Raw genomic sequence first — 18,662 nt, 5'->3', positions numbered from 1 at the left:
GAGGACTCCGGTAGGAGTGATGAGGGGACGCTCCCGGGCGGCCGGGCCGCGGGGCGGCCGGGCCGGAGGGGTGCGGGGCGGACGGTGTGCGGATCGCGGAAGGTCGGCGTCAGGGCGCGCGGCGATCGCGGGCGCCGAGGCCCTCGTCGTCGGAGTCCGTCCAGAGCGTGCTGTCGTACGGGGTGTCCGGGACCGTCACCATCTGGGACGGGTCCGGCGCTGCCGGCGCGGGCCTCCCGCGTACGGCCGCGGCCTGCTGCTCCAGCCGCTCGACCTTGCGCGTCAGCTCGTCCAGGTTGCGTCGTACAGCAGTCAGGTCGTCGTGCAGGGACATGATTTGCCCTCATTTCCGCCAGGGTGCGGTGGCAACGCTCATGTGCGCCTGCGAGTGTCGCGCCTCCCGTCCCCGGTTGTGAAGGGACGTGCAGCGATTGCGGGCGCGCAGGCGTGAACTGTGCGCCCCTCCCCCGCCCCCATCCCCATCCCTCTCCCGGGGGACCGCGCTCCTGCCGCGCAAGGGGGATTGGTCCGCACGGGTGGGGTTCGCGGCGTGGCGAGAGGCGGCTGCGAAGGGTGCGGAGCGCCGTCGATTTCAGTGGGTTCCGGCAACCGGTGTGATCAGCTCCATATACCGCCGAACGTGATCATGCTTCCCCCAAGCCCCGCCCCGGAGGTACCACCCATGTCCCAGAGAAGGCGCAGGTCCTTGGCGCTCCTGACCTCGGGAGTCCTCGCACTGCCGCTGCTCACGGGCTGCGGCGCGGGTGACGACGAGGGCGGCCCGGCCGCCGCAGGGCAGGACATCGCCACGACCACCCGCGACAAGGTCGCCGACGGGGGCGTGCTGCGGTGGGCGGTGGACGCCCTTCCGGACACCCTCAACGCCTTCCAGGCCGACGCGGACGCCACCACCAGCAGGATCGCGGGAGCCGTGCTGCCGCAGCTGTTCGTGCTGGATGCCAAGGGACGGCCGGTGGCCAATCCCGACTACCTGGAGAAGGCCGAGGTCATCGAGCGGGAGCCCAAGCAGGTCGTCCTGTACAAGCTGAACCAGCAGGCCGTGTGGAGCGACGGGCGGGAGATCGGCGCCCCCGACTTCGTGGCCCAGTGGCGGGCCCTGAACGGCAAGGACTCGGCGTACTGGACGGCGCGCAACGCCGGCTACGAGCGCATCGAGAAGATCGAGAAGGGCAAGACGGACCTGGAGGTCAGGGTCACCTTCAGCAAGCCGTACGCGGACTGGCGCTCGCTGTTCTCCCCGCTCTACCCCAAGCAGGTCACCGGCACCCCGGACGCCTTCAACGAGGGAGCCCGCGGCGCCCTCAAGGTCACCGCGGGGCCCTTCGCCCTCGGGGCGATCGACAAGAAGACCGGCACCGCGGCCCTGACGCGCAACCCGCGCTGGTGGGGCCGGCAGGCCAAGCTCGACACGCTGGTCCTCACGGCGGTGCCCCGGGCCGAGCGCCCCGCGGCACTGGCCGCGGGGAAGCTCGACCTGGCCGAGATCGACCGCTCGGGGGCCGACCGCATCGCCCTGGCCCGCCGGGACGCCTCCGGCAAGGGCGCCGCGGGCGCGGGCGGGGCCCCGGCGCACGGCCCGGGCGCCGCCATGACCCCGGCGCAGGCCACGCTGTCGTGGGCGACCGCCTTCGGGACGGACGAGGAGAAGGCGGCACAGGAGAAGGAGTCGCGCACCAAGCACACCGAGTCGGTGAAGCGGTACGCCGACGAGCAGAAGGCGCTGCGGGGCTTCACGGTCCGCAAGTCCCTGGAGCCGGCCTACACGCAGCTCGCCATGAACGGGGCGTCCGGCCCGCTCGCGGACGAACGGGTGCGCCGGGCGGTGGCCCGCGCCCTGGACCGCCAGGCGCTGGCCGAACTCGTGCTCAAGCCGCTGGGCCTGCCCGCGAAGCCGGTCGGCAGCCACGTGGCCCTGGCCGGGCAGCAGGCGTACGCCGACAACAGCGACGCCCTCGGCGGCCAGGACGCCAAGGCGGCCCAGGCCCTCCTCGCCGACGCCGGCTGGCGCCGCGGCGGCAAGATCACCGAGCCGGCCGGCGCCAAGGCCGGCCCGGAGAGCGCGCCCCAGGACGACGGCAAGACCCCCGCGGGCCCGGGCACCGGGAACGACGGCCTCTACATCGTCGGCCAGGACGACGGGGCCAACGGCGACCGGGCGGGCACGCAGGAAGAAGGGGCGGCCGGCACCGACACCGCCGTCTCCCCGGCGGACGGCGAGCGGGACCGCGTCTCCCCGGTGCTGGCTCCCGCTCCCTTCGGGGCCCAGCAGCAGGCCTCCCTCCTGGCCCAGGCGGCCATGGCCCGCCCCGTCGACGACGCCAAGCGCAGCGCGGCCCGGGACGGCGACGCGGCCGACCCCGCCAAGGGCTCCCCGGCCCCGGCCAAGCAGGCCCGTACCTCCGGCAACATGCTGGCCAAGGACGGCAAGGCGCTCACCCTGCGCTTCGTCCTCCCGGCCGGACCCGGCTCGGAGTCCCTGCGCACCGTCGGTGAGCGGATCTCCCAGATGCTCCGCAAGCTCGGGGTGAACACCGAGACGACCAAGGTGGCCGACGACAGCTTCTTCAAGGACCACATCGCCTCGGGTCAGTACGACCTGGCGCTGTACTCCTGGCCGGCGACGGCCTTCCCCGCCACCGACGCCCGGCCGATCTTCGCCAAGCCGGAGCCGGCGGCGGACGGCTCGCTCCTCGTCGAACAGAACTACACGCGGGTAGGCACCGACCACATCGACCAGCTCTTCGACCAGGCCCTCGGGGAGCTGGACGAGGCGCAGTCCCGCGAGCTGGTGCGCAAGGCCGACGCCCGGATCTGGGCCGCGGCCGGCTCCATCCCGCTCTTCCAGCGCCCGGAGCTGGTGGCCGTCAAGCCCGGCCTGGTCAACGCCGGCGCCTTCGGGCTCGGCGCCCCCCGCTACCAGGACATCGGCTGGAAGAAGGCGCCGGCCGCCAAGGGGAAGAAGAAGTAGCCGCGGCGAAGATGTGGTGACAAAGCGGTGCCTGTCAGGTTGACCCGCGGATCACAAGCTCAGATGTGACTCAAGTCCCTTGCCCGCCGTCGAGCCCGGCGGGCAAGGTCGTGCCTACCCGTTGACCCGCATGATTTCCCGCAGGAACGGCGGCCCGGGCACCCCACCTCACGCCCGGCCGCGCTCATTCCTCCGGCCTCTTGACAGACCCCCCGGCAGGCGGTTCCCGCCATTCGACGTACCATGGGGTAAGGCCGTGGCAGGTTTTCGCCCGGTCGAGGCGCGCGTGCCAGGCCGTACGCGACGCCATCCACGATCCCGGGAGAAGCGCCGAAGTGCCCACGCGCCACGACATCCGTAACGTCGCCATCGTCGCCCACGTCGACCATGGCAAGACGACCATCGTCGATGCCATGCTCAAGCAGGCCGGTGCCTTCGCCGCCCACCAGCAGCTCGACGACCGCATGATGGACTCGAACGACCTGGAGCGTGAGAAGGGCATCACGATCCTCGCCAAGAACACGGCGGTGAAGTATCACCCCAAGGACGGCGGGGCCCCGATCACGATCAACATCATCGACACCCCCGGCCACGCCGACTTCGGTGGTGAGGTCGAGCGCGGTCTGTCGATGGTCGACGCCGTCGTTCTGCTGGTGGACGCCTCCGAGGGTCCGCTGCCCCAGACCCGCTTCGTCCTGCGCAAGGCCCTCCAGCAGCGGAAGCCGGTCATCCTCTGCATCAACAAGACGGACCGCCCGGACTCCCGGATCGACGAGGTCGTCAACGAGACCTACGACCTGTTCCTGGACCTGGACGCCGACGAGGACCAGATCGAGTTCCCGATCGTCTACGCCTGCGGCCGTGACGGCATCGCCTCGCTGACCAAGCCGGAGGACGGCACGGTCCCCGCCGACAGCGAGAACCTGGAGCCGTTCTTCTCCACCATCCTGGAGCACGTCCCGGCCCCGGTGTACGACGAGGAGGCCCCCCTCCAGGCCCACGTCACCAACCTGGACGCCGACAACTTCCTCGGCCGCATCGCGCTGCTCCGCGTCGAGCAGGGCGAGCTGCGCAAGGGCCAGACCGTGGCCTGGATCAAGCGTGACGGCAGCATTTCCAGCGTCCGCATCACCGAGCTGATGATGACCGAGGCGCTCACCCGCAAGCCCGCCGAGGTCGCCGGCCCCGGTGACATCTGCGCCGTCGCCGGTATCCCCGAGATCATGATCGGCGAGACCCTGGCCGACCCGGAGAACCCGATCGCGCTGCCGCTCATCACGGTGGACGAGCCGGCCATCTCCATGGTCATCGGCACCAACACCTCCCCGATGGTCGGCCGCGGCGGCTCCGGCAAGGGCGCGGACGCCAAGTCCGCGGTCAAGGACCGCAAGGTCACCGCCCGCCAGGTCAAGGACCGCCTGGACCGCGAGCTGATCGGTAACGTCTCGCTGCGCGTCCTCGACACCGAGCGCCCGGACGCCTGGGAGGTCCAGGGCCGCGGTGAGCTCGCGCTGGCGATCCTCGTCGAGCAGATGCGCCGCGAGGGCTTCGAGCTGACCATCGGCAAGCCCCAGGTCGTCACCCGCGAGGTCGACGGCAAGGTGCACGAGCCGGTCGAGCGCATGACGATCGACGTGCCCGAGGAGCACATGGGCGCCGTCACGCAGCTCATGGGCGTCCGCAAGGGCCGCATGGACAACATGTCGAACCACGGCTCCGGCTGGGTCCGCATGGAGTTCGTCGTCCCGTCCCGCGGCCTGATCGGATTCCGTACGGAGTTCCTGACGCAGACCCGCGGCACCGGCATCGGCCACTCGATCCACGAGGGCCACGAGCCGTGGTTCGGCCAGCTGGTCACCCGCAACAACGGCTCCCTGGTCGCCGACCGCTCCGGTGCGGTCACCGCGTTCGCGATGACCAACCTCCAGGAGCGCGGCGTCCTGTTCACCGATCCCGGCACCGAGGTGTACGAGGGCATGATCGTCGGCGAGAACTCGCGCGCCGACGACATGGACGTGAACATCACCAAGGAGAAGAAGCTCACCAACATGCGCTCCTCCTCGGCCGACTCGTTCGAGGCGATCGTCCCGCCGCGCAAGCTCTCCCTGGAGCAGTCCCTGGAGTTCTGCCGCGACGACGAGTGCGTCGAGGTGACCCCGGAGGCCGTCCGCATCCGCAAGGTCGTCCTGGACCAGAAGGAGCGCTCGCGCACCGCGTCGCGCGCCAAGTCCGCCAAGTAGCAACCACGTTCAGGCCGCGTGCCCGGGCTTTGCTCGGGCACGCGGCCGCGGCGGCCGTAGCCGGCCGTCGGAGTGCGGGAAAACAGCAGCCCCTCCCCTCACGGACTCCGTGAGGGGAGGGGCTGTTCGCTTTTGTCAAGCGGATTTTTGCGTTCAGGTGTCCGCATACCGACCGTGACACTCCGGATGATGAGCTAACCGTCCGTTTCGCACGTGTCTGTCTCCTATCCGTTTGTCCGGATTTCGGGTTTCTGCCGCGGATCGATGTTGTGAAAACGAGACCACTTAAGTGTGGTTTACGGCCTGGCCGTACTTGAGGATGGCTCCATTGAGCTCGGGTCAATGGGTCACGCGATGTGGGGATCGCGCCGACTCACGAGCACACTATGGGCAGGAAACCATTCGCCGTCAGGGGTGTCGGCGAGGTTTTCATGCCCCTCAAGTCGATCAGTGGACTCATGAGGAGGAAACCCATGCGCGGTGCCAAGAGCGCCAAGTGGGTCGTGGGCGCGGTTGTCGTCGCCCTGGCCGCTACCGCCTGTGGCGGCGGTGACGGTGACAGCAAGGACAAGGGCAACGCTGCCGGCGGCGGTACGTTCCGCCTGGGCAGCACGGAGCCGGACACCATCGACCCGGGGCGCGCCCACGAGTCCACGGGCATCCTGCTGTCGAACGCCCTGTTCACCGGCCTGTACTCGAACACGCCGGACGGCCTGGCCGAGCCCGCGCTGGCCGAGTCGGCCAGCTCGGACGAGGGTTGCACCTCCTGGACCTTCAAGGTCAAGGCGGACACCAAGTTCTCCAACGGCGAGGTCGTCGACGCCGAGGCGTTCGCCCGCGGTTGGGCGCGTTCCGCGCACAAGGCCGCCGCGTCCGACGTGGCGTACCACTTCGCCGGCATCAAGGGTTACGCGGAGCTGCAGGACGGCTCGGCCAAGACCTTCTCCGGTGTCACCACCCCGGACCCGCACACCATCAAGGTCGACCTGTCCAAGGCCGACTGCGAGTTCGTGCTGAAGACGGCGCACACCGCCTACAGCCCGGTCCCGAAGGTCGCCAAGGTCGGCGAAGAGGACAAGGCGTTCGGCGAGGCCCCCGTCGGCAACGGCCCGTTCAAGATGGACGGCAGCTGGGAGCACAACAAGGCCATCAACCTCGTCCGCAACGACGACTACGGCCTGACGAAGGCGAAGCTGGACAAGGTCCAGGTCACCCTCCTCAACGACAAGACCGCGCACCAGCTCGAGTACGACGGCTTCCAGGCCGGCACCTTCGACTACGCGCACATCCCGACGCCGATGCTGAAGACGGCCGAGGCGAAGTTCAAGCCGCAGAACAAGTGGTTCGCCAAGGACACCAACGGCATGAACTGGGTTCTGCCGATCGGTGACAACGGCCCGACCAACAACAAGGACGCCCGTCTGGCGATCTCCTACGCGATCGACCGCCAGGCCATCGCCAAGGGTGTCTTCCAGGGCTTCCAGACCCCGTCGACGACCATCGTGCCGCCGGCGTTCCCGAAGGCGTACCAGAAGGACCTCTGCACCTCCTGCGTCAAGCAGGACGTCGCCAAGGCCAAGGAGCACGCCGAGAAGGGCGGCCTGAAGCCGGGCACGGAGATCAAGTTCTCCTTCAACACCGGTGCGGGCCACGAAGAGTGGGTCCAGGCCGTCGCGCGTCAGCTCGAGGACGTCCTCGGCCTGAAGGTCAAGCTGGACGGCAAGGACTTCCCGGGTCTGCTCAAGGAGCAGCAGGGTAGCCAGGCCACCGGCCTCTACCGCTTCGCGTGGGGTGCGGACTACCCGACCCCGGAGAACTTCCTGTTCCCGCTGCTGCACTCGGAGTCGATGAACAAGGACGCCGAGGGCAACGTGGTCGGTGACAACCGCGCCCGTTACAACAACCCCGAGTTCGACAAGCTGATCGACACGGCCCGCGCCACCAAGGACGAGGCCGCGCGTATCGCGCTGTACAAGTCGGCCGAGAAGATGGCCATGGAGGACATGGCCCTCATCCCGACCTTCAACCGTTCCCAGTTCCGCCTGATGGCGACCGACAAGTTCAACGGTCTGGACGACATCAACTTCAACGAGGACCCGATCCTCGAGAAGATCTCGCTCAAGAAGTAATCGGTTCGGACGGTATATCCGTCAGGAGCGAACGTGCCGCGGCCCCCGGGTGACCGGTGGGCCGCGGCCCCGCTCGGCAGGCCGTTTTTACTTCGGCACCCCTCACATCCGCGGGCAATCCCCGCAGGCCGAGAGCCGGCCCGTTCCTTGGGCCGGAGGCCGCTGCTCCCAGAAGCGGCCAGGTAGAGAGGCACAAACATGGGAAGGTACGTCGCCCGTCGCCTCGGGCAGATGGTCATAGTCCTCATCGGCGCGACCATGGTTCTGTTCGCTTGTCTTTTCGTTCTCCCCGGTGACCCCGTGGGCTCGATCGCAGGCAGCGACAAGGCTCGTGACCCAGCGGTGGTCGCGGAGCTCAAGGCGCGGTACGGGCTCGACAAGTCGCTGCCCGAGCAGTATGTGAACTACGTGTCGAAGGTCGCGACCGGAGACCTCGGCGAGGACTTCATCCAGCGCCGCGAGGTGTCCGAGATCCTCGGCCCCAAGCTGGCGAACACCGCGAAGCTGGCCCTGCTGGCCATCGCTCTCGTGACGGTGTTCGGTATGGGCGTCGGCATCATCGCCGCCCTGTACAGATACAGCATCTTGGACATGGCCACGACATTCTTTACGACCATGATGGTCGGCTTCCCGACCTTCGTGATCGGCATGCTGCTCATGAAGTGGTTCGCGGTCGAGCTCCAGTGGTTCCCGCAGCTCGGTGGAGACAAGCTCGAAGGCATGGTCCTGCCCGCGGTCACCCTCGCCATCACCGACATCGCGTTCGTCGCCCGCCTGACCCGCGGCACGATGCTCGAGGTGCTGCGCGCGGACTACGTGAAGACCGCCGTGGCCAAGGGACTTCCGCGCCGTCGCGTGCTGTTCAAGCACGTGCTCCGCAACTCGTCCATCCCGGTCGTCACCTACCTGGGCATCTCGTTCGGCGCACTTCTCGGTGGCGCGCTCATCACCGAGGCGATCTTCAACTGGGACGGTGTCGGTCTGGCACTGGTTCAGGCGATCCAGCAGCAGAACAACCCGATCGTGATCGGCGTGGTGACCTACAGCGTCGCCATCTTCGTCGTCCTCAGCCTCATCGTGGACCTGCTGTACGCGGCCCTCGACCCGCGTATCCGCCTCAGCTGACCGCCCCCAAGGAGGATTTCCTCATGTCTGAGCTCGTCAAGAGCCCGGCGATCGGGGACGAGAGCCCCGTGCCGGCCGCCCCGGCCGCCCCCGAAGCAACCCCCAAGCAGCTCACCCAGTGGGGCGAGATCCGCCACCGCTACGTCCAGAACAAGCTGGCCGTCGTCGGTCTCGTGATCATCTGCCTGCTGTTCCTCACCGCGATCTTCGGCGACATGTTCGCGCCGTTCGATCCCGGTGCGCAGGACCTGGAGAACACCCTCCAGTCGCCCAACGGCACGCACTGGCTGGGCACCGACGCCCTGGGCCGCGACATGTTCTCGCGCCTCATAGCCGGTACCCGCGTGGCCATGTTCGTCGGTCTCGCCTCGATCTTCTTCGCCGTGCTGATCGGTGTCGTCCTCGGCGCCATCGCCGGCTACTTCGCCGGCTTCGCCGACACCCTCGTCATGCGCATCGCGGACGTCTTCCTCGCGTTCCCGCTGATGATCGGTGCCGTCGTCATCATCCTGGTCACCGGCCGCGGCATCACCCCGGTGATCATCTCGCTCGCGGTCTTCTCGTGGGCGACCGTTTCCCGACTGCTGCGCAGCTCGATCCTGTCGGTGCGCGAGATGGACTACGTCCACGCCGCCAAGGCGCTCGGTGCCAGCGGCGGCCGGATCGTCCGCACGCACATCCTGCCCAACTCGCTGACCCCCGTTCTGGTCTACGCGACGTTCAACGTCGGTACCACGATCATCGGCGTCGCGGCCCTCTCCTTCCTCGGCGCCGGTGTCCCGGTCGACGTTCCGGAGTGGGGCAACATGCTGGCGGCCGGTCAGGCCTTCATCGGAGTCCACGACTACCTGTGGCTGTACCCGAGCCTCTTCGTCGTCGTCACCGTGCTCGGCTTCGCCTTCGTCGGCGACGGCCTGCGCGACGCGCTCGACCCGAAGCTGCGGTAGGGCCGCCCGATGCTCCGAGACAACATCAGCAAGCAGGACGAAGGTGGCGGCGTGACGACGTCGGAGATTCTCAGCGTTGCGGAGACGGGCGGCGGGTCCGCCGTGCCGCTGCTGGAGGTGGACAACCTCCAGGTCGAGTTCAAGACCCGTGACGGGGTCGCCAAGGCCGTCAACGGCGTGAGCTACAGCGTCAGCGCCGGCGAGACCCTCGCCGTGCTCGGCGAGTCCGGCTCCGGCAAGTCCGTCACCGCGCAGGCGATCATGGGCATCCTCGACAGCCCGCCCGGACGGGTCGCCGGCGGCGAGGTGCGCTTCCACGGCCGGGACATCCTCAAGATGTCCGACGAGGAGCGCCGCAAGCTCCGCGGCGACAAGATGGCGATGATCTTCCAGGACGCGCTGTCCTCCCTGAACCCGGTCTACTCGGTGGGCGACCAGCTCGGCGAGATGTTCCGGGTCCACCGCGGCATGTCCAAGAAGGACTCGAAGGCCAAGGCCATCGAGCTCATGGACCGCGTGAAGATCCCCGCCGCCAAGGCGCGCGTGGGCGACTACCCCCACCAGTTCTCCGGCGGTATGCGCCAGCGCATCATGATCGCCATGGCGCTTGCCCTGGAGCCGGACCTGATCATCGCCGACGAGCCCACCACGGCTCTCGACGTGACCGTCCAGGCCCAGGTCATGGACCTGCTCGCGGAGCTCCAGCGCGAGATGAACATGGGTCTGATCCTGATCACCCACGACCTCGGCGTGGTCGCCGACGTCGCGGACAAGATCGCGGTCATGTACGCGGGCCGGATCGTCGAGACCGCTCCGGTCCGCGAGATCTACAAGCGCCCCTCGCACCCGTACACCCGGGGCCTGCTCGACTCGATCCCGCGCCTGGACCAGAAGGGCCAGGAGCTGTACGCGATCAAGGGCCTGCCGCCCAACCTGCTCCGCATCCCGACGGGCTGTGCCTTCAGCCCCCGGTGCCCCAAGGCGCAGGACATCTGCCGTACGGAGATCCCGGTCCTGCACCCGGTCACCGAGCTGGACGGCACCGAACTGCCCGGCCGCGGGAGCGCGTGCCACTTCTGGAAGGACCAGATCCATGGCTGAGCTCAGCAAGACGACCACCGAGCGCGAGCCGATCCTCCAGGTGCGCAACCTGGTCAAGCACTTCCCGCTGACCCAGGGCATCCTGTTCAAGAAGCAGGTCGGAGCGGTCAAGGCCGTCGACGGCGTGTCCTTCGACCTGTACCAGGGCGAGACCCTCGGCATCGTCGGCGAGTCCGGCTGTGGCAAGTCCACGGTCGCCAAGCTCCTGATGAACCTGGAGCGGGCCACCGCCGGCGAGGTCTTCTACAAGGGCCAGGACATCACCAAGCTGTCGGGGCGCGCGCTGAAGGCCGTGCGCCGCAACATCCAGATGGTGTTCCAGGACCCGTACACCTCGCTGAACCCGCGCATGACGGTCGGCGACATCATCGGGGAGACCTTCGAGATCCACCCCGAGGTGGCCCCGAAGGGCGACCGGCGCCGCAAGGTCCAGGAGCTCCTGGACGTCGTGGGCCTGAACCCCGAGTACATCAACCGGTACCCGCACCAGTTCTCCGGCGGCCAGCGCCAGCGCATCGGCATCGCCCGCGGCCTCGCGCTCAACCCGGAGATCATCATCTGCGACGAGCCGGTCTCCGCGCTCGACGTGTCGGTGCAGGCGCAGGTCATCAACCTGATGGAGAAGCTGCAGGACGAGTTCAACCTCTCCTACATCTTCATCGCGCACGACCTCTCGATCGTCCGGCACATCTCGGACCGGGTCGGCGTCATGTACCTCGGCAAGATGGCCGAGATCGGCACCGACGCCCAGATCTACGACCACCCGACGCACCCCTACACCCAGGCGCTGCTGTCGGCGGTCCCGGTCCCGGACCCCGAGGTCCGCGAGTCCCGCGAGCGCATCATCCTCACCGGTGACGTCCCGTCCCCGGCCAACCCGCCGTCGGGCTGCCGCTTCCGCACCCGCTGCTGGAAGGCCCAGGACAAGTGCTCCACCGAGGAGCCGCTGCTGGCGATCCCGGAGCGCTTCAAGGGCGTCAACACCCTGGCGGCGCACGAGTCGGCGTGCCACTTCGCCGAGGAGAAGGCCATCCTGGCGGTCTGATCCCACGCTCCACCGAACGGCCGGTCCCCGGTGCCCCACGGCGCCGGGGACCGGCCGTTCCCCGTGTGCCGTGAGGTGGTGCGTTCCCCGGGCGGAAACCGGTTGCGACCCCGGGATCCCGGGCCTGAGAGTGACGCAATGACCATCACCGCACGGCCCGCCGGCCCCGGGGACGCCGCTGACATCTGCGCCCTGCTCAACGCCGTCGACGTGATCGAGATCGGCCGACCCGAAACCGACCTCGGCACCGTCGAGTCCGACCTCAACGCACCCGACGTGGACCTCGCCACCGACTCCTGGCTCGCCTTCGAGGACGGCCGGCTCGTCGCCTACGCCCTCGTCTGGGCGGACTCCGGACCGGGCCGCGTCGACGGCGACCACTACGTGCTGCCCGGCCACCACGAGGCCGCGGTCCTGCTGCTGGAGCGCATGGAGGACCGGGCCCGCGAGATCAACGCCGGGCCGGGTGTCCTGCGCCTCCAGCTCAACGTGGAGCCCACCATCGATCTCGCCCTCCTCTCGGGACGCGGCTACCGCACCATCCGCCGCTACCAGGTCATGACGCGGTCCCTGTCCGCGGCCGCCGACCTCGCGCCCACCCCGCCCGAGGGGCTCGCCCTGCGGCACTGCGGCGACGACGAGGCCGACCGCCGCCGGGCCCACGCCCTGGTCGAGGAGACCTTCGCCGCCCACTTCGGCCACGTGGACCGCCCGTACGAGAGCTGGCTGGACCACATCGAGGGCCGCGGGCTCGACTGGTCGCTGGTGTGGATCGCGAGCCTGCCCGGCGAGGGCGATGTCGCCGTGCTGCTCACCCGGGACGACCGCACGAGCATGGCCTGGGTCAGCCACATAGGCGTACGCAAGGACGTGCGCGGCCGGGGCGTCGGAGGCTTCCTGCTGCGCCACGGCTTCGCCGCCTACGCGGCGCGCGGCCGGGACACCATCGGCCTCGGCGTGGACACCCACAACGCGACCGGCGCACTCGCGCTCTACGAGGCGCACGGCATGGCCCTGCACTACGGCGTCGACGCATGGGAGCTGGCTTTGCACCCCCAGGGGTGACAGGGGCGGGACGCGCGGGTGCAATCGGTCCAACCGTGCGTGTGCGGCACCCCTCATAGGGTGACATTGGCCCCTAAGTGAGTCTTGGGAGCCATAGGAGGCACTCCATGCGCGGAGCCACCCACGCCAAGTGGGCCGCATGTGCGGTGGCCGTCGCCCTCGCGGCGACGGCCTGCGGCGGCGGGAGCGACAGCGGCGGAGGCGGCGAGGCAGGAATCATCAGCTCGTCGTGGGGTGACCCGCAGAACCCGCTGGAGCCCGCCAACACCAACGAGGTGCAGGGCGGCAAGGTCCTCGACATGCTCTTCCGCGGCCTCAAGCGCTATGACCCGAAGACCGGCGAGGCCAAGAACATGCTCGCCGAGTCCATCCAGACGACGGACAGTCAGAACTTCACCGTCACGCTGAAGGACGGCTGGAAGTTCAGCAACGACGAGCCGGTCACCGCGCAGTCCTTCGTGGACGCCTGGAACTACGGCGCGGACGTGCGCAACAAGCAGAACAACTCGCCGTTCTTCTCCGACATCGTCGGCTACGACGACGTGCACCCGGCGTCCGGCGAACCCAAGTCCAAGACGATGTCCGGACTGGTGGTCAAGGATCCCAAGACCTTCACCGTCGCCCTCAAGGACAAGTTCTCCACCTGGCCGGAGACCCTGGGCTACCAGGCCTTCTCCCCGCTCCCCAAGGCGTTCTTCACCGACCACACCGCCTGGCTGGACAAGCCGATCGGCAACGGCCCGTACACGGTGGACTCGTACACCAAGGGCACCGGCATGAAGCTGCGCACGTGGGACGCGTACCCCGGTGAGGACAAGGCGCAGAACGGCGGCGTGGACCTGAAGGTCTACACCGACAACAACACCGCCTACACCGATCTGATCTCCGGCAACCTCGACCTCGTGGACGACGTCCCGGCCCAGCAGCTGAAGAACGTCAAGAACGACCTCGGCGACCGGTACATCAACCAGCCGGCCCTCATCATCCAGACCCTCACCTTCCCGCTGTACGACCCGCAGTGGGGCAAGCTGGGCACGGAGAAGGTCCGCCAGGGCATCTCGCGGGCCATCAACCGCGACGAGATCACCAAGCAGATCTTCCGCGAGACCCGGACCCCCGCCAAGGACTGGACCTCACCTGCCCTCGGCGAGAAGGGCGGCTTCTCCGCCACGGCCTGCGGCGACGCCTGCGTCTACGACCCGGCCGAGGCCAAGAAGCTCATCCAGGAGGGCGGCGGGCTCCCCGGCGGCAAGGTCACGCTGACCTCCAACGTGGACACCGGCTCGCACCGCGACTGGATGGACGCCGTCTGCAACAGCATCAACAACGCGCTGGGGGAGGGCCCGGTCTGCACGGTCAACCCGGTCGGCACCTTCGCCGACTTCCGCAACCAGCAGAGCAGCTACAAGCTGACGGGCCCCTTCCGCTCGGGCTGGCAGGCCGACTACCCGCTGATCCAGAACTTCCTGCAGCCGCTCTACTACACCGGCGCCTCCTCCAACTACGGGAAGTTCAGCAACAAGGAGTTCGACGCCCTCGTCGACCAGGCGAACCGGGAGAGCGACCCGGCCAAGGCGATCGCCAGCTTCCAGGAGTCGGAGAAGATCCTCGCCGAGCAGATGCCGTCCATCCCGCTCTGGTACCAGAACGGCAGCGCCGGCTACTCCGAGCGCCTGGAGGACGTGACCCTCAACCAGTTCAGCGTCCCGGTCTACGACCAGATCAAGGTGATCTGACCCCCACCCGGATCCGGGCCCCCCGCCCCGCGGGGGGCCCGCCGCGCCCGCCAACAGCATGGAGCACTCCATGGGACGTTATGTGATCCGGCGGCTGCTCCAGATGATCCCGGTGTTCATCGGCAGCACTTTCCTGATCTTCTTCATGGTGTACGCGCTCGGTGACCCGGTCGCGGCACTCTTCGGTGACAAGGCCCCCGACCCCGCCACCGCCGCCCGCATCCGCAAGGACCTCTACCTCGACCAGCCGCTGTGGAAGCAGTACCTCCACTACATGGGCCAGATCTTCCAGGGCGACTTCGGCACCGCTTTCAACGGACAGTCCGTCACCGAGCTGATGGCCAGCGCCTTCCCCGTCACCCTGCGCCTGACCCTGGTCGCGATCTTCTTCGAGATCGTCATCGGCATCACCCTCGGCGTGATGAGCGGCCTGCGCCGCGGAAGGACCGTCGACACCTCCGTGCTCGTGCTCACCCTCGTGGTGATCTCGGTGCCCACCTTCGTGACCGGCTACCTGCTCCAGTACCTCTTCGGCGTCAAATGGGGCTGGGTGAGGCCAACGGTCTCCCCGGACGCACCGCTGAACGAGCTGATCCTGCCCGGCATCGTCCTCGCACTGGTCTCCCTCGCCTACGTCACGCGCCTGTCCCGCACCTCCATCGCCGAGAACGTCAAGGCCGACTACGTCCGCACCGCCACCGCCAAGGGCCTGCCCCGCAGCCGGGTCGTCACCCGCCACCTGCTGCGCAACTCCCTGATCCCGGTGGTCACCTTCATCGGGACCGACATCGGCGCCCTGATGGGCGGCGCCATCGTCACCGAGCGGATCTTCAACATCCACGGCGTCGGCTACCAGCTCTACCAGGGCATCCTGCGCAACAACTCGCCCACGGTCGTCGGCTTCGTGACCATCCTCGTCATCGTCTTCCTGCTGGCGAACCTGCTCGTCGACCTGCTCTACGCGGTCCTGGACCCGAGGATCCGTTATGCCTGATCCCGAGCGCCCCGAACCCGGCGGCTACGACCCGGTCGGCCCCCGCCCCAAGGAGGCGGTCTCGCCCACGGGCCAGGGGGGACCCATGGATCTCGCACTGGACGAGGCCGAGAGCATCGAAGGCATCGAGAAGACCGCCGGACCGGGCGCCGCCGGCCCCCGGGAGCGGGCCCGCTCCCTGTGGTCGGACGCCTGGCACCAGCTGCGCCGCAACCCCGTCTTCATCCTCTCCTCGGCTCTCATCCTCTTCCTCGTCGTCATCTCGATCTGGCCGCAGCTCATCGCGAGCGGCGACCCCCTCCAGTGCGACCTGTCCAAATCCCAGCAGGGCTCCGCCCCCGGGCACCCCTTCGGCTACGACACCCAGGGCTGCGACGTCTACACGCGCACCGTCTACGGAGCCCGCGCCTCCATCACCGTCGGCGTCTGCGCCACTCTCGGCGCCGCCCTGCTCGGCTCCGCGCTCGGCGGCCTCGCCGGCTTCTTCGGCGGCTGGGGCGACTCCCTGCTCTCCCGGGTCGCCGACATCTTCTTCGGCATCCCGGTCGTCCTCGGCGGCCTGGTCTTCCTGTCCGTCGTCACCAGCACCACCGTCTGGCCCGTGGTCGGATTCATCGTGCTCCTGGGCTGGCCGCAGATCGCCCGCATCGCCCGCGGCTCGGTGATCACCGCCAAACAGAACGACTACGTCCAGGCCGCCCGGGCCCTGGGCGCCGGCAACGCCCGGATGCTGCTGCGGCACGTGGCGCCCAACGCCGTCGCCCCCGTCATCGTCGTCGCCACGATCGCCCTCGGCACGTACATCGCCCTGGAGGCGACCTTGTCCTTCCTCGGCGTCGGCCTGCGCCCGCCCACCGTCTCCTGGGGCATCGACATCTCCAACGCGGCCTCGCAGATCCGCAACGCCCCGCACATGCTGCTGTGGCCCGCGGGTGCGCTCAGCATCACGGTGCTCGCCTTCATCATGCTCGGCGACGCGGTGCGCGACGCCCTCGACCCCAAGCTGCGCTGAGGAGCCCCGCACATGCTGCTCGAGGTCCGCGACCTGCACGTGGAATTCAAGACGCGCGACGGAGTCGCGAAGGCGGTCAACGGGGTCGACTACTCGGTGGACGAGGGCGAGACGCTGGCCGTGCTCGGCGAGTCCGGCTCCGGCAAGTCCGTGACCGCCCAGGCCGTGATGGGGATCCTGGACGTGCCGCCGGGCCGGATCGCCGGCGGCGAGATCCTCTTCAAGGGCCGCGACCTGCTGAAGATGAAGGAGGACGAACGGCGCAGGATCCGCGGCGCCGAGATGGCGATGATCTTCCAGGACGCGCTGTCCTCCCTGAACCCGGTGCTGACCGTCGGCAAGCAGCTCGGCGAGATGTACGAGGTCCACCGCGGGATGTCCCGCAAGGACGCCCGGGCCAAGGCGGTCGAGCTCATGGACCGGGTGAAGATCCCGGCGGCGAAACAGCGGGTGGGGGACTACCCGCACCAGTTCTCCGGCGGCATGCGCCAGCGCATCATGATCGCCATGGCGATGGCGCTGGAGCCCTCGCTGATCATCGCCGACGAGCCGACGACGGCCCTGGACGTCACCGTCCAGGCGCAGGTGATGGACCTGCTGGCCGAGCTCCAGCGGGAGCTCAACATGGGCCTCATCCTGATCACCCACGACCTCGGAGTGGTCGCCGACGTCGCCGACAAGATCGCGGTCATGTACGCGGGCCGGATCGTCGAGGCGGCACCCGTCCACGAGATCTACAAGGCGCCCGCGCACCCGTACACGCGCGGCCTGCTGGACTCGATCCCGCGTCTGGACCAGAAGGGCCAGGAGCTGTATGCGATCAAGGGCCTGCCGCCCAACCTGCTCCGCATCCCGCCCGGCTGTGCCTTCAACCCGCGCTGCCCGATGGCGCAGGAGGTCTGCCGCAGCGACGTCCCGCCGCTGTACCCGGTGACCGAGTCGCCCGTGGCGCGGGCCAGCGCCTGCCACTTCTGGAAGGAGTGCCTCCATGGCTGAGTCCCTTCTCGAAGTGAAGGACCTGGTCAAGCACTACCCGCTGACCCAGGGCATCCTCTTCAAGAAGCAGGTCGGCGCGGTCAAGGCCGTCGACGGGGTCTCCTTCGGCCTGCGCGCGGGCGAGACCCTGGGCATCGTGGGGGAGTCCGGCTGCGGCAAGTCCACCGTCGCCAAGATGCTGGTCAACCTGGAACGCCCGACCGCGGGTTCGATCGCGTACAAGGGCGAGGACATCAGCCGGCTGTCGGGGCGCGCGCTGAAGGCCGTGCGCCGCAACATCCAGATGGTGTTCCAGGACCCGTACACCTCGCTGAACCCGCGCATGACGGTCGGCGACATCATCGGGGAGCCGTACGAGATCCACCCGGAGGTGGCCCCGAAGGGCGACCGGCGCCGCAAGGTCCAGGAGCTGCTGGACGTCGTCGGCCTGAACCCGGAGTACATCAACCGCTACCCGCACCAGTTCTCCGGGGGCCAGCGCCAGCGCATCGGCATCGCCCGCGGCCTGGCCCTCCAGCCCGAGATCATCGTCGCCGACGAGCCGGTCTCCGCCCTGGACGTCTCCGTCCAGGCGCAGGTCGTCAACCTGCTGGAGAAGCTCCAGGACGAGTTCGGCCTGTCCTACGTCTTCATCGCGCACGACCTCTCGATCGTCCGGCACATCTCCGACCGGGTCGGCGTCATGTACCTCGGCCGGATCGTCGAGATCGGCACGGACACCGAGATCTACGAGCACCCGACCCACCCGTACACGCAGGCGCTGCTTTCGGCCGTGCCGGTGCCGGACCCGCAGGCCCGCGCCCACCGCGAGCGGATCATCCTCTCCGGTGACGTCCCGTCCCCGGCCAACCCGCCGTCGGGCTGCCGCTTCCGCACCCGCTGCTGGAAGGCCCAGGACCGCTGCGCGACGGAGGTTCCGCTGCTGGCGGTCCCCGAGGTGTTCCCCTCCGGTCCGGCGGCGCATCCGTCGGCGTGCCACTTCGCGGCGGAGAAGCGGGTGGTCCCGCACCTGCCGCCGGAGGAGACCGACGGGCCCGGGGGACTGCACAAGGACTGAGACGCTCACCCCACCGACCGATCATTTCCGGCCACCCGTCACGTTCCGCTTGCCTGTACGGCCGCGGTGCGTCAACTCCGTTTACCTGCAGGCAACTTGACCGTTTCTGCCCCGAGATCTGGGGCATGCACGCTGGGTGCCGTGCGGCCGTGCGGGTGCCGACAGCCGGCCGGGGGGCGTAAACGCCCCCCGGCCGGCCTCTGCGTGACCCCGACCGTGCGCGGCA

Annotated in this window: 14 protein-coding genes; 13 read left to right on the top strand and 1 reads right to left on the bottom strand. The window is 68.9% G+C overall.

The features are described 5' to 3' along the window. Nucleotides 1–109: 109 nt before the first annotated feature. Nucleotides 110–334, bottom strand: a complete 225-nt coding sequence (locus E6U81_RS28950; protein ID WP_136232995.1) for a hypothetical protein — start codon at nucleotides 332–334, stop codon at nucleotides 110–112. A gap of 348 nt (nucleotides 335–682) precedes the next feature. Between E6U81_RS28950 and E6U81_RS28945 the strand changes: the two genes are divergently transcribed. The 13 genes from E6U81_RS28945 to E6U81_RS28885 all read left to right on the top strand — a co-directional run bounded on the left by E6U81_RS28945 (nucleotide 683) and on the right by E6U81_RS28885 (nucleotide 18,436). Next, nucleotides 683–2,989 carry an ABC transporter family substrate-binding protein gene (locus tag E6U81_RS28945; RefSeq protein ID WP_240804066.1) on the top strand — a complete coding sequence of 769 codons (2,307 nt, stop codon included), beginning with the start codon at nucleotides 683–685 and terminating at the stop codon, nucleotides 2,987–2,989. A gap of 335 nt (nucleotides 2,990–3,324) precedes the next feature. Next, nucleotides 3,325–5,229, top strand: coding sequence for a translational GTPase TypA (gene typA / locus E6U81_RS28940; protein ID WP_136232994.1), 1,905 nt, complete (start codon nucleotides 3,325–3,327; stop codon nucleotides 5,227–5,229). A 473-nt stretch (nucleotides 5,230–5,702) separates the two neighbouring features. Beyond that, the gene (locus tag E6U81_RS28935) at nucleotides 5,703–7,358 is read left to right on the top strand and encodes a peptide ABC transporter substrate-binding protein (RefSeq protein WP_240804065.1); all 1,656 of its coding nucleotides are present in this window, start codon (nucleotides 5,703–5,705) and stop codon (nucleotides 7,356–7,358) included. A gap of 198 nt (nucleotides 7,359–7,556) precedes the next feature. After that, nucleotides 7,557–8,483 (top strand): ABC transporter permease, encoded by a 927-nt coding sequence (locus tag E6U81_RS28930; RefSeq protein ID WP_136232992.1) that lies wholly within the window; start codon nucleotides 7,557–7,559, stop codon nucleotides 8,481–8,483. A gap of 23 nt (nucleotides 8,484–8,506) precedes the next feature. Continuing rightward, nucleotides 8,507–9,430 carry an ABC transporter permease gene (locus E6U81_RS28925; protein WP_136232991.1) on the top strand — a complete coding sequence of 308 codons (924 nt, stop codon included), beginning with the start codon at nucleotides 8,507–8,509 and terminating at the stop codon, nucleotides 9,428–9,430. A gap of 9 nt (nucleotides 9,431–9,439) precedes the next feature. After that, on the top strand, nucleotides 9,440–10,531 hold the full coding sequence (locus E6U81_RS28920; protein ID WP_136232990.1) for an ABC transporter ATP-binding protein: 1,092 nt from the start codon (nucleotides 9,440–9,442) through the stop codon (nucleotides 10,529–10,531). Then, nucleotides 10,524–11,576 (top strand): dipeptide ABC transporter ATP-binding protein, encoded by a 1,053-nt coding sequence (locus E6U81_RS28915; RefSeq protein WP_136232989.1) that lies wholly within the window; start codon nucleotides 10,524–10,526, stop codon nucleotides 11,574–11,576. Before E6U81_RS28920 ends, E6U81_RS28915 begins: the two co-directional genes overlap by 8 nt. Before the next feature lie 138 nt (nucleotides 11,577–11,714). Next, nucleotides 11,715–12,641, top strand: coding sequence for a GNAT family N-acetyltransferase (locus E6U81_RS28910; protein WP_136232988.1), 927 nt, complete (start codon nucleotides 11,715–11,717; stop codon nucleotides 12,639–12,641). A 107-nt stretch (nucleotides 12,642–12,748) separates the two neighbouring features. Then, nucleotides 12,749–14,377 (top strand): ABC transporter substrate-binding protein, encoded by a 1,629-nt coding sequence (locus E6U81_RS28905; protein WP_136232987.1) that lies wholly within the window; start codon nucleotides 12,749–12,751, stop codon nucleotides 14,375–14,377. A 70-nt stretch (nucleotides 14,378–14,447) separates the two neighbouring features. Then, nucleotides 14,448–15,371, top strand: coding sequence for an ABC transporter permease (locus tag E6U81_RS28900; protein WP_136232986.1), 924 nt, complete (start codon nucleotides 14,448–14,450; stop codon nucleotides 15,369–15,371). Between the two features lie 85 nt (nucleotides 15,372–15,456). Then, a complete protein-coding gene (locus E6U81_RS28895) occupies nucleotides 15,457–16,383 on the top strand; it encodes an ABC transporter permease (protein ID WP_206310039.1) in 927 nt (308 codons plus the stop codon). 12 nt (nucleotides 16,384–16,395) lie between these two features. Beyond that, a complete protein-coding gene (locus E6U81_RS28890; protein ID WP_136232984.1) occupies nucleotides 16,396–17,379 on the top strand; it encodes an ABC transporter ATP-binding protein in 984 nt (327 codons plus the stop codon). Beyond that, entirely contained in the window at nucleotides 17,372–18,436 is a 1,065-nt protein-coding gene (locus tag E6U81_RS28885) for a dipeptide ABC transporter ATP-binding protein (RefSeq protein ID WP_136232983.1), read from the top strand. The genes E6U81_RS28890 and E6U81_RS28885 overlap by 8 nt, the downstream gene beginning before the upstream one ends. Nucleotides 18,437–18,662: the final 226 nt, after the last annotated feature.

This window comes from Streptomyces sp. A0592, from assembly GCF_004795115.1.
Classification (GTDB): domain Bacteria; phylum Actinomycetota; class Actinomycetes; order Streptomycetales; family Streptomycetaceae; genus Streptomyces; species Streptomyces erythrochromogenes.
This window is presented reverse-complemented; position numbering and strand designations above follow the sequence as displayed.